Annotated in this window: 11 protein-coding genes; 4 read left to right on the forward strand and 7 right to left on the reverse strand. The window is 70.5% G+C overall.

All coding sequences use genetic code 11. The features are described from left to right. The first annotated feature begins 5 nt into the window (after nt 1-5). Complete coding sequence (locus J4Z35_RS09020; protein ID WP_074040392.1) at nt 6-533, forward strand: hypothetical protein; 528 nt, start codon at nt 6-8, stop codon at nt 531-533. A gap of 145 nt (nt 534-678) precedes the next feature. On the opposite strand, the gene J4Z35_RS09025 is transcribed toward J4Z35_RS09020, so the two are convergent. The 4 genes from J4Z35_RS09025 to J4Z35_RS09040 form a co-directional block, all read right to left on the reverse strand. Beyond that, nucleotides 679-1,815 (reverse strand): Mrp/NBP35 family ATP-binding protein, encoded by a 1,137-nt coding sequence (locus tag J4Z35_RS09025; protein ID WP_006947406.1) that lies wholly within the window; start codon nt 1,813-1,815, stop codon nt 679-681. Nucleotides 1,816-1,878: 63 nt separating this feature from the next. Continuing rightward, nucleotides 1,879-2,481 carry a DUF1003 domain-containing protein gene (locus tag J4Z35_RS09030; protein WP_231729432.1) on the reverse strand — a complete coding sequence of 201 codons (603 nt, stop codon included), beginning with the start codon at nt 2,479-2,481 and terminating at the stop codon, nt 1,879-1,881. A 101-nt stretch (nt 2,482-2,582) separates the two neighbouring features. After that, on the reverse strand, nt 2,583-3,890 hold the full coding sequence (locus J4Z35_RS09035; RefSeq protein ID WP_006947455.1) for a CBS domain-containing protein: 1,308 nt from the start codon (nt 3,888-3,890) through the stop codon (nt 2,583-2,585). Continuing rightward, a complete protein-coding gene (locus tag J4Z35_RS09040; protein WP_074040393.1) occupies nt 3,887-4,651 on the reverse strand; it encodes a hypothetical protein in 765 nt (254 codons plus the stop codon). Before J4Z35_RS09040 ends, J4Z35_RS09035 begins: the two co-directional genes overlap by 4 nt. Nucleotides 4,652-4,997: 346 nt before the next feature. Here J4Z35_RS09040 and J4Z35_RS09045 point away from each other — a divergent pair, with 346 nt between their 5' ends. Further along, nucleotides 4,998-5,699: a L,D-transpeptidase family protein gene (locus tag J4Z35_RS09045; protein ID WP_006943417.1), complete on the forward strand. Its 702-nt coding sequence runs from the start codon at nt 4,998-5,000 to the stop codon at nt 5,697-5,699. A gap of 400 nt (nt 5,700-6,099) precedes the next feature. Here the strand turns inward: J4Z35_RS09045 and J4Z35_RS09050 are convergent, their stop codons facing one another. Then, entirely contained in the window at nt 6,100-7,593 is a 1,494-nt protein-coding gene (locus tag J4Z35_RS09050; RefSeq protein ID WP_074040394.1) for an aminopeptidase P family protein, read from the reverse strand. Nucleotides 7,594-7,707: 114 nt separating this feature from the next. Between J4Z35_RS09050 and J4Z35_RS09055 the strand changes: the two genes are divergently transcribed. After that, nucleotides 7,708-9,309, forward strand: a complete 1,602-nt coding sequence (locus J4Z35_RS09055) for a threonine/serine exporter family protein (protein WP_083603885.1) — start codon at nt 7,708-7,710, stop codon at nt 9,307-9,309. A 15-nt stretch (nt 9,310-9,324) separates the two neighbouring features. Here J4Z35_RS09055 and J4Z35_RS09060 read toward each other — a convergent pair whose 3' ends face one another. Together J4Z35_RS09060 and J4Z35_RS09065 are read right to left on the reverse strand one after the other, a co-directional pair. Next, nucleotides 9,325-10,170 carry a hypothetical protein gene (locus J4Z35_RS09060; RefSeq protein ID WP_074040395.1) on the reverse strand — a complete coding sequence of 282 codons (846 nt, stop codon included), beginning with the start codon at nt 10,168-10,170 and terminating at the stop codon, nt 9,325-9,327. 28 nt (nt 10,171-10,198) lie between these two features. Further along, entirely contained in the window at nt 10,199-10,720 is a 522-nt protein-coding gene (locus J4Z35_RS09065) for a hypothetical protein (protein WP_143181232.1), read from the reverse strand. Here J4Z35_RS09065 and J4Z35_RS09070 point away from each other — a divergent pair. Continuing rightward, nucleotides 10,719-11,567 carry a PHP domain-containing protein gene (locus tag J4Z35_RS09070; RefSeq protein WP_074040429.1) on the forward strand — a complete coding sequence of 283 codons (849 nt, stop codon included), beginning with the start codon at nt 10,719-10,721 and terminating at the stop codon, nt 11,565-11,567. The two genes, J4Z35_RS09065 and J4Z35_RS09070, sit on opposite strands and share 2 nt — an antisense overlap. Nucleotides 11,568-11,676 lie beyond the last annotated feature (109 nt).

Genomic DNA, 11,676 nt, shown 5'->3' on the forward strand with positions numbered 1-11,676 from the left:
TACGCGTGAACATTCCATTCATCGACATCAACTCGGGCGAATTCATCATCATCGTCATCATCGCTCTCGTGCTCATCGGGCCGAAGCGGTTGCCGGGTTATGTCGACAAGCTGCGCACGTTCATCCGCACCGCGCGGGAGATGGCCGAGGGAGCGAAGACGCAGCTCAAGACGGAGATGGGCCCCGAGTTCCAGGACGTCGACTGGCGCCAGTACGACCCCCGCCAGTACGACCCGCGCAAGATCGTGCGCGAGGCGCTGTTCGACGATCCCGACGCCGACATCGCGGGCGAGATCGGGCTGAGAGAGCGCACCGCGCAGTCGACCGGCGCGACAGCGGCGGGCGCCGTGGGTGCGGCCGGCGCAGCTGCATACAGCAGCGATAGCGGAGCCGACGGCGTCGGGGCCGGAGGGATCGGAGCGGAGGGCACCGGCGGTGAGGACGCCTACGGCGTGCCGGCCGCCCCGCGCTCCCTCGTCACTGCCGAATACCACCCCGACCGCGTCACGCCCTTCGACGACGACGCCACCTGAGCTCGACCGAACCGGTGCCGGTCGAGCGCTGACCGACCTCGCGGGGGAGTTTCAGCTTCCGCGCACACCGACGAGAGCCGCAACCCTGACGTGCAGGGTTGCGGCTCTCGTCGGTGTGCTCGCTGTGCGCGAGCGGCGCGTCAACTCACAGCTTGGTACTCGGCGTCAGCCCGAGGCTGCGTCCGGCGAGGCCGCGAGCGCGCGTGCCGAGGCCCTTGGCGATGCCGCGCAGGGCGACGGCGGCGGGCGCGTCGGGGTGGCCGACGACGACGGGGATGCCGTGGTCGGCGCCCTCACGCAGGGTCGTGTCGAGCGGGATCTGGCCGAGCAGCTCGACGGGCGCGCCGATTGACTGCGTCAGCGATTCGGCGACGGTGGCGCCGCCGCCCGCGCCGAAGATCTCCTGGCGCGTGCCGTCGGGCAGCTCGAGCCACGACATGTTCTCGATGACGCCGGCGACGCGCTGCTTCGTCTGCAGGGCGATCGCACCGGCGCGCTCGGCGACCTCGGCGGCGGCCTGCTGCGGCGTCGTCACGACGAGGATCTCGGCGGTCGGGATGAGCTGCGCGACGGAGATCGCGATGTCGCCTGTGCCGGGCGGCAGGTCGAGCAGGAGGACGTCGAGGTCGCCCCAGAACACGTCGGCGAGGAACTGCTGGAGCGCGCGGTGCAGCATCGGGCCGCGCCACACGACGGGCTGGTTGCCGGGCACGAACATGCCGATCGAGATGACCTTCACGTCGTGCGCCTCGGGCGGCAGGATCATGTCGTCGACCTGCGTCGGGCGGTGCGCGACGCCGAGCATGCGCGGCACGGAGAAGCCGTAGATGTCGGCGTCGACGACGCCGACCTTGAGGCCCTGCTCGGCGAGCGCGGCGGCGAGGTTCGTCGTCACGGACGACTTGCCGACGCCGCCCTTGCCGGACGCGACGGCGTACACGCGCGTCATCGAACCGGGCTTGGCGAACGGGATCTCACGTTCGGGGGAGGAGCCCTTGAGCTGCTCGCGCAGGTTCTTGCGCTGCTCATCGTTCATCACGCCGAGGTTCACCTGGACGCCCGTGACACCGTCGACGGCCATCACGGCCTTCGTCGTGTCCTCCGTCAGCTTCGCCTTGAGGGGGCAGCCCGCGATCGTCAGGAGGATGGTGACGGCGACGTGGCCGGACTCGGAGACATCGACCGACTCGACCATGCCGAGTTCGGTGATGGGCTTGTGGATCTCCGGATCCTCCACGGTCGCCAGGGCAGCGCCGATGGCGTCGAGAGTGGGGGTGGTCATGCCCTCCATCGTACGGCGTGGTAGTGAGTGGCCTGAGTCACGTCCACCCGGGCCCTCGCGCCCTCATGCCTCCGGGCGCGCGTCCTTCTTGGCCTGCTTCTTCGCGGCCTTCTTCTCCTGCTTCGACGAGCCGGCATCGTCGTCCTCGGCATCAGGCGTGGCGAGCATGCCGCGCTCCTCCATCTCCTCGAGCAGCGAACGCAGCTCGGAGCGCACGAAGTCACGCGTCGCCGTCTCACGCATCGAGAGGCGCAGCGAGGCGACCTCTCGGGTGAGGAACTCGGTGTCGGCGAGGTTGCGCTCGTCGCGCGAGCGATCCTGTTCGATGGCGACGCGGTCGCGATCGTCCTGACGGTTCTGCGCGAGCAGGATGAGCGGCGCCGCGTACGAGGCCTGCAGCGACAGCAGGAGCGTGAGAAAGACGAACGGGTACTCGTCGAACTTCAGTGGCGTCATGTTGACCACCACGTAGATGATGATGAAGCCCGACATCAGGATGAGGAAGTTCGCCGTACCCATGTAGCGCGCGAACTTCTCGCTCGCGACGCCGAAGCCCTCGGAGTCGAGGTCGATGCGTGGCAGCACGCGCGCCCGCTTCTCCTGCGGCTGATCGAGGCGGCCGGCGGCGTCGCGTTCGTCGCGTGAGTCCCGACGAGCCTCCTTCAATGCCTCCTTGCGACGCGATTCCTCCCGGGATTCCTTGGCGTCGCGACGCTCGTCCCGCTTCTCGTCACGCCCGCGCTCACGGCGCGAACCCACTTCGCGGCTCACTGCGTCACCCCCGGAAAGGTCTTGTCCTGGCGGAAGTCATGGCGCTCCTCGCGCCAGTCCTCGGGAAGGATGTGGTCGAGCACGTCATCGACGGTGACAGCGCCGAGCAGGCGCCCGTCGTCGTCGACGACCGGCAGCGACACGAGGTTGTACTGCGCGAGGGTGCGCGTCACCTCGCCGAGCGGCGCGTCGACGTTGACCGGGTCGACGGTCGAGTCGACGACGTTGCCGAGCGACGTGTGCGGCGGTTCGCGCAGCAGCCGCTGCGTGTGCACCATGCCGAGGAAGCGCCCCGTCGGCACCTCGAGCGGCGGGCGCACGACGAACACGGCCGACGCGAGCGCCGGCGCGACCTCTTCACGGCGCACGACGGCGAGGGCCTCGGCGATCGTCGCCTCCGGGCCCAGGATGGCCGGTTCGGTCGTCATGAGACCACCCGCGGTGTTCTCGTCGTACGTGAGCAGCCGGCGCAGGGGAGCGGCGTCGGCCGGCTCCATGCGCTGCAGCAGATCCTCGGCCGTCTCGGGCGGCAGATCACCGAGCAGGTCGGCGGCGTCGTCGGGCTCCATCGCCTCGAGGACGTCGGCCGCGCGCTCGGTGTCGAGGGCGGCAATGATCTCGACCTGGTCGTCCTCGGGCAACTCTTCGAGTAGATCGGCGAGCGTGCCGTCGTCGAGGGCGCGCGCCACCTCGGCGCGACGCTTCGGCGTCAGGTCGTGGATGACCTCGGCAAGATCCTCGACGCGCAGGTCGTCGTACGTCTCGAGCAGCCGCTCAGCCGACTGCTCGGTGTGCTGCCGGTTGAGGCCGTAGACATCGCGGATGTCGTGCAGGCTGGTCGATCCGGTGCGCCGACGCGTCAGACGGTGCATGGCGCGCGAGGCGCCCGACGACTGCTCCTGCGCACGGACGAACACCTTCGTCATGTCCCAGTCGCGACGCTGGTTCTGCTCCATCGCCATGTCCTCGACGGTGCCGGTGAACGTCTCGCCGTCCGGCTCGCGGACCGTCACCTGGCGGTCGAAGAGTTCGGCGCATACGAGCGTCTCGTTGTGACGCTGCTCGAAGCGGCGCATGTTGACCAGGCCCGTCGTGATGACCTTGCCCGCATCGATCGACGTCACGCGCGTCAGCGGCAGGAACACGCGGCGCCGCTGCACGACCTCGACGACGAGGCCGATGACGCGCGGGCTCGGGTTCTTGCCGAACACGACGACGACGTCACGCACCCGCCCGACGCGGTCGCCGAGAGGGTCGAAGACGGTGAGGCCGACGAGACGGGCGACGAAGACACGGGTGCTCACGGGTTCACCCTATCGACGCCCGGTTGGGCGTTCGCTGGGTCGGCGGGCTTGCTGGACCCGCCGGGTTCCGGCGTCGCCTCCTCGGCACGCACGGCGGCGCGGTGCTCACGCTCCGCGGCGGCAGCGGCGGGGCGCGGTTCGCCCGGCGCGCTCGTGCCGAGATCGGCCGCGGGAGCGCTCTGCGCCGCGGCGGGGCTCGTCTGCGCCTCCGGGGAGGCACCTGCCGCGGCATTCTTCGCGGGCGTCGCTCTCGACCCGGACGCCGCTCTCGCTGCTGCCGGCGCCGGCCGGGACGTGGTCTCCTCCGCCTCCGCAGTGGCCGAGGTCTCTGCGTCATCTTGCGCCGGCGCATCAAGGCGCTCACCGCTCAGCACCACCGTCGCCAGGTCGGGGGTGAAGCGCGTGACACGGCACTCCTGCGCCCAGCGCGCGACGATGTCGTGGGCCGGCGCGTTGAGCCGCCCGGCCTTGAGGGCGAATGTCGCGGCCTCCCACACCTCGTCCTCGGGCGTGATCACGTCGGCGTCCGCCTCGAAGGAGACGAGGCGAGCGCGGGACTCCTTCGAACGCGCCACCACCTCGACGCGGCCGAGGTGCTCGGGGGAGAACTGCTCGCCCGGGCCGCTCACCGTGTACGCGACCCCGGCGAGGTGGACGTGCCAGACCGGCGCCGAGCCGGCAGTCGAGGTGATCCACAGCAACCCCGACTTGGCGAGGGCCTCGGTGACAAGACGGTCGGTGGCAGGCTTCGCGGCAGTCATACCCTCATTGTTTCATCACGATTTCGTTGCGAACGACGGGCGCGAATCGCCGTGAGCCGAGGCCCGCAGCTCTTGTGAGACTGCGTCGCACCCCTGCAACGACGCGGAGAACGATCCCCACCCGCCCGTCGGCAGCTGCGCATCGCGGCGCAGGACGCCGCCGTCGAGCCCGCCCCCATTACCACGACCTCTGGCATGATGAGGAATCGGTGAACCGGTACGGATTCTGCACGACTCACGACGAGCCGGGGGGGAAACCGAGATCGGCCGGCGCGCGTCCCAGACGTACACGGGCCGCGCCAGAGCCCAGATCGCTCACCACGATCTCGATCGAAGGGAAAGTGCCATGCAGCACCACGAAATCAGCCGTCGCGCCATCGTCACCGGCGCCGGCGCCACCGGCACGCTCGCCGTCGTCGGCCTCATCGGCTCGGGCACGGCGTCCGCCGCGAACCCCGTCCTGCAGACCGGCAGCAAGGGCAGCGCCGTCACCACCCTCCAGAAGCGCCTCAACGCCCTCGGCTATTGGTGCGGCAACCCCGACGGCGCCTTCGGCGCCCAGACCAAGCAGGCCGTCCTCGCCGTGCAGAAGGTCGCAGGCCTCGCCCGCGACGGCGTCGTCGGCGCCCGCTCATGGGATGCGCTGAACCGCGGCGTCCGTCCAAGCAGCCGTCGCGGCGGCAACCGCATCGAGGTCGACAAGAGCCGCCAGATCGTCATGGTCGTGCGCGGCGGCTCCGTCAAGTACATCTTCAACACTTCGACCGGCAACGGCCAGACCTTCACCTACTACGGCCGACGCATCAAGGCCGTCACGCCCTCCGGTGAATACAAGACGTACCGCTCCGTCACCTCCGGCTGGGACTACGGCGCCCTCGGTGGCCTCTACCGCCCGTTCTACTTCAACGGCGGCATCGCCCTGCACGGCTCCAACGACATCCCGGCCTACCCCGCCTCCCACGGTTGCTGCCGCATGTCCTGCGCCGCACAGGACTTCCTCATCGGCTCCAAGCTGCTCTACATCGGCGAAGCCGTCAGCGTGTACTGATTCCTCTCACGGGCCGGCTTCCGGCTCACCGTCGGCCGGGGCGCATGCGCCCCGGCCGTCGTGTTCGCTCGGTGCGCCGGCCGTTCGGGCCGAAACGCCCGCACCCGCTTCTCGTTCTCGACCTCGCAGGCTCGGTCGAGAACTCGGCGGATGCGGGCGTTTCGGCGTCCGCGTCGATGGTGTTCACCGGCGGGGCCGGTGCCTCGTGATGTCGCGCTCTGCGGCATCGCGGACGCACACCGTCGGGCGCCCGGCAGCTCTAGCCGCGCCGCAGGTCGCCTGCCCAAATCAGTTCCTTTTTCGAGCTGGACGCCCGCGCGGTGTCGCACCGAGCGGGCAGATGACGAGGGCGAGCCCGCAAGCCCTCGTCATCTGCCCGCCGGATCAGCGTGAGGACGATTCACCGGCTCCAGACGTCGCGCATCCAGGCCTCGACATCGTCGGGGTCGCGCGGCAGCGACGCCGACAGGTTCTCGTTGCCGTCCTCCGTGATGAGGATGTCGTCCTCGATACGCACACCGACGCCGCGGAAACGATCCGGCACCAACTCGTCGTCCGCCTTGAAGTACAGGCCCGGCTCGATCGTGATGATCATGCCCGGCTTCAACTCGGCGTCCATGTAGTCCTCCTTGCGCGCAAGGGCGCAGTCGTGGACGTCGAGGCCGAGGTGGTGGCTCGTACCGTGCACCATCCACCGACGGTGGAACTGGCCGTTCTCCGGGTCGAGCGTCGCCTCGACGTCGACGCCGTCAGGCAGCAGACCCCAGCCGTGCAGACGCTCCGCGATGACGCGGATCGTCGCGGCATGCACGTCCGAGAACTTCGCGCCCGGCTTCGCCGCCGCGAGCCCAGCCTCCTGCGCCGCGAGCACCGCCTCGTACACCTCACGCTGCGCGGGGGAGTACGTGCCGTTGACGGGCAGGGTGCGCGTCACGTCAGCGGTGAACAGCGAGTCGACCTCGACGCCCGCGTCGACGAGGATGAGGTCGCCGTCCTTGATGTCGCCCGTGTTCTTGATCCAGTGCAACGTGTTCGCGTGATCGCCGCTCGCACAGATCGAGTCGTAGCCGACGCCGTTGCCCGCATGGCGTGCATGCAGGCCGAAGACACCCTCGACCCAGCGCTCACCGCGCCCGCGACGCACCGCCTCCGGCAGATCGGCGACGACGGCCTCGAACCCGCGCGCGGTCGCGTCGCACGCCTCGCGCATCTGACCGACCTCCCACGCATCCTTCGTCAACCGCGCCGTCGACAGCCACCGGCCGAGCTCCAGATCGCGCTCCTGCGCCTTCTCGGTGGTGGCCTCGTCGAGGTGGGCGCGGATCTGCTCGACCTGCGCCGTGACGTCGACGTCAGCGTCACGTACGACGAGCACCTCCGTCGCGCCCGCGTCCTTGGCCGCAGCGTCGGGGAACTCATCGATGTGACGAGCGGTGATGCCGAGCTCGTTCGCCATGTCCTCGAGCGTCGGTCGCGCACCGACCCAGAACTCGCCGTAGCGGCTGTCACCGAAGAACTCCTCGGTGTCGCGCCCGGCGAGCGGGCGGAAGAAGATCTGCGCCTCGTGCCCGCCCTCGGCCAGCGGCTCCAGGACGAAGACGGCGTCCGGCTCGCGGTCCGCGCCGAGACCCGTCAGCCACGCGAACGCGGTGTGCGGGCGGAACACGTAGTCACAATCGTTGCTGCGCACCTTCAACCCGCCGGCGGGCACGACGAGACGGGCCCCCTCGAAGGCCGCCGAGAGGGCCTCGCGTCGCGCGGGCGTCAGGTCGGCGACCTCGGCGCGGGGCGTCGGCTCGGTGCCGCGCGGCGCCCACCCGGAGGCGACGAACTCTCGGAAGGCCGCCCCACCCGGGCGGCTGCGGTGCTCTGCTGTCTGCTGCTTCTCACTCACCCGTCCATTCTGCACCCCGGCCCCCGACACGTGGCGGACGGTGTGCGCCCAGTTCGCCGCATCCCCCACAATGGCTGGGCCGACAGAAGTGACGAGACGAGGTGCAGGCGCGACATGGTGAATCCCGACGGCCCCCAGGCCACCCCGACACCGCCGTCGGCGACCCCGTTGCCGGCGCCGCGTCGTGCCGCGCCGAGCAGCCCCGAGAGCCGCCCTGTGCAGGCCCACCCTACGAAACCCGCCGCGGCCACGACGAGCGCCCCGCGGATGCCACGTACCGGCGCGACGCGGGTGCGCGGTCGGGCGATGTCCGTCATCCGTCCGAGCGGGCCGCCGACGAAGCCGATCTCGGTGCGCGGCACCAACGACCGCGTCTCCGAGTGGCACACGCGCTCCGTCATCGACTTCTGCCTCCGCCTCGGAGAGGCGATGCTCGTCACCGGCGCATCCGTGGCCGACACCACCGCGTCGCTGCTGCGCGTCGGGCGCGCCTACGGGCTCCAGGGCGCGCACGTCGACATCACCTACACGTCCGTCACGATCTCGATGCATCGCGGCGTGCACCGCGACCCGATCACCGTCATGCGCATCATCGCGCACTTCGGCACCGACTACTCGCGGCTCGAGGCGTTGCACGCCCTCGTGCGCGACATCGCCCGCGACCCCGACGACCCGGGCGAGATCGACGACAACCTCTACACCCTCGAACGCATCCTCGAGCAACCGCACGTGTACCGCCGCGGCGTCATCACCTTCGCGTGGGCGCTCATGGGAGCAGGCGTCGCGATGCTGCTCGGCGGCAGCACGGCCATGGTCCTCGTCGCCGGGCTGTCCACGGCGGTCGTCGACCGCATCCAGTACGCCGTCGCGCGCGCCGGTGTCTCCGCGTTCTTCGGGCAGATGCTCGGTGCGATGTTCGCGGCGGCTGTCGCCGTCGGCCTGCTCGTCATCCACCATCATGCGGAGACGATCATGTGGCTCGGACAGGTGAGACCCTCCCTGGTCGTCGCCTCCAGCGTCGTCGTGCTCCTCGCAGGCATGAGCGTCGTGACGGCTGCGCAGGACACGCTCGACGGCTTCTACCTGACCGCCGGCGCGCGCACCTATGAGGTCGTCCTGCTCACCGGCGGCGTCGTCGCGGGTGTGCTGCTCGTCCTGAGCATCGCCCAGCGCTTCGGCGTCGACCTCGTCATCGTCGAACACTCCAGCAGCTTCGCCGGCTCTGTTCTCACCCAGATCGTGGCAGCCGCACTCATCGCCGGTGCCTTCGCCGTCTCCGCGTACTGCGCGCCGCGCACCGTGCTCGCCGCCGTTCTCACCGGCGGATTCTCGTGGCTGCTGTTCGGGACGCTCATGTGGGGTGCCGGCACCAGCGAGACCGTCGCCGCAGGAGGTGCGGCCCTCGTCGTCGGGGCGCTGGCACCATTCGTGGGGACGCGGGTGCACGTGCCGAGCATCGCACTCATCACCGCGGGCATCGTGCCCTTGCTGCCGGGGCAGGCGGTCTACCGGGGCATCATGATGTTCATCACCGAGGGCGAGAACACCCTGTGGCAGACCACTCTGCTCAACGCCGTCCTCATGGGCCTCACGCTGTCAGTCGGCGTGTCGCTCGGCACGCTGCTCGGCCGTCAGGTCAGCGCGGGCGCCGACTCGCTCACCGCGCGCGTCGTGCGACGAACCGTCAGCGAGACGACGAACGACACTGCCGCCTGAGCGGCGCGGAGTGCGTCAGCGGGCCGTGCTCGAGGCGGTTGCGCTGGGCGGGCGGGCGGTGCCCGAGCTCTGGGCGGGCTTCGATGCTGCGGATGACGAGGCAGGCGCCGAGGACGCACCCGACGACGACGGCGCGACGCTCGTCGTCGGCACCGCCGCCGGAGTCGTGCCACTGGCCGTCGAGCCGGCGTCACCCTTCTTGGTCCACGACCAGCTGGCGAGCAGCGCCGTCAACGCCGACTCGTCGCGGGCGGCGTCAGCCTTCGCGCCGGTCAGGGTGACGGAGTACAGCACCTTGTCATGCGCGAGCATCACGTAGCTGCGCTTGAGGTCGACGTTCTTCTCCGTCGAGGTCGCCGTGAAGCCGACGGCCTTCTCACCGCCGACGGTGCGGTCGGGCAGGGCGGCCACCGATGCGCCGCTCTGCTTGGCCTGCAGCGACGCCCGGCGCAGCGTGCCCTCCAGCTCGGGCGCAGGCGTGACGCTGGAACGCGCGACGACGATCGTGGGCGCGACGTCGTGCGCGAGAGTCGACGACGACAGGTAGGCGACCGATTTCGGCTGGGACGTGAGATTCCACCCAGCCGGTACGACGAAGTTGAACGCGCCGTCCGAGCTGACGACGGACCCGGGGCTGGGGGAGGTGATGGCACTCGGGTTGGACGACGCCGTCGTCGCCGAGGAGCTCGCGCTGAACGGGGTCTGGGTCGCCGAGACGTCCTTGGGGTCGGCTCCCGAGCTGCACGCACTCAACGCGACGAGGCCGGTGGCCGTGACGAGCGCTGCGACGCCGCGTGCGGCCCGACGGAGCGAGCGGCGGAGCGCACGCGGGGTCATGTCGAGGGGGCCCTGCTTCACCATGGTCGAAACCCTAGCGACGCGAGCGGTCTCAGCGTGTGCGGCGCGCGGCGCGGGCAGCGCCCTGTGATGACAACCACGGCGTCACCGGGCGACGCCACAGCAGGTAGACGGTCGCGAGGCCGAGCGTCATCGTCACCGCACCGATGAGGGCGCCGGGGCCGAACGAGCGCACGCCGGACAGCAGGAAGGTGAAGGTGTAGACGATGGCGAGGACGGTCGCGCACGTGCGCCCGGAGGCGCGACCGCGCAGACACAGGCGCGCCACGAGTAACCACAGCACGACGCAGAATGCGCCCGTGACGAGACCGAACCAGCGGGCCTGATCCGTCGCCCGCTCCAGCTCACCGGCGGGCAGGGTGCGCCGCTGGAACTCGTGCGCGAGCCGCGCCGTCTGAGCGCGGGTGCCGTCACGATCGAGCCATGCGACGAGCGTCGAGACGGCCTGCACGAGCGCACCGGCCATCATGCAGGCAACGGCCCGCCGCACCGGACGCGGCGCGTGCTCACCCATGCCTGCCCTCACGGGCAGCAACACTAACCTGTCACCCATGCGTATCGACCTGCACACCCACTCGAACCGCAGCGACGGCACGACGAGCCCCGCCGACGTCGTCGCGCAGGCCTCGGAGGCGGGGCTCGACGTCGTCGCGCTCACCGACCACGACACGACCCGCGGGTGGGACGACGCCGCCGACGCCGCGCGCCGCGTCGGCATCGACGTCGTACGGGGCATCGAGATCTCCTGCCGCCATCGTGGCATCAGCATCCACCTGCTCGCCTACCTTCCGGCTCCCGAGGGAGAGCTGTTCGACGAGATGGAACGTGCCCGCGAGTCGCGGGTGACGCGCGCCGAGCGCATGGTCGAGCGGCTCGGACGCGACGTGCCGATCACGTACGAGCAGGTGCTCGCGCAGGCGGGGCCGGACGCGACGATCGGGCGCCCCCACATCGCCGATGCGCTCGTCGCGAACGGCGTCGTGCCCGATCGCAGCACCGCCTTCGAGCACCTGTTGAGCAATTCGGGCCCCTACCACGTCGGTCACTACGCCATCGACCCGGTGCGCGCCGTCACCCTCGTGCGGGCGGCCGGCGGGGTGCCCGTCATGGCGCACCCCTTCGCGGACGTCCGTGGACGCGTCGTCGACGACGCCGTCATCGAGGAGATGATCGACGCCGGGTTACTCGGCCTCGAGGCCCACCACCGCGACCACACGCCCGAGCAGGTGCGCCACGCCCGCGACCTCGCGCGGACGCACGATCTGCTCGTCACCGGCTCGAGCGATTACCACGGCGACGGCAAGCCGAATCGACTGGGGGAGAACACGACCGAGCCCGACCAGTACGAACGCCTCGTCGCGCTCGCGACGAGTGACGTGGGAGTCGTGCGCGGGCGCTGACGCGGTGCTGACGGCGGGTGCCGGGCGTCCGGCGGGCATGACGACGGCGCCGGAGCGAGCCCTGCTCACCCCGGCGCCGGACGCGTCGTCGACGGATGCCTGATCGAGG

The sequence above is a fragment of the Dermacoccus sp. NHGro5 genome (assembly GCF_017565385.1).
GTDB lineage: Bacteria > Actinomycetota > Actinomycetes > Actinomycetales > Dermatophilaceae > Dermacoccus > Dermacoccus nishinomiyaensis.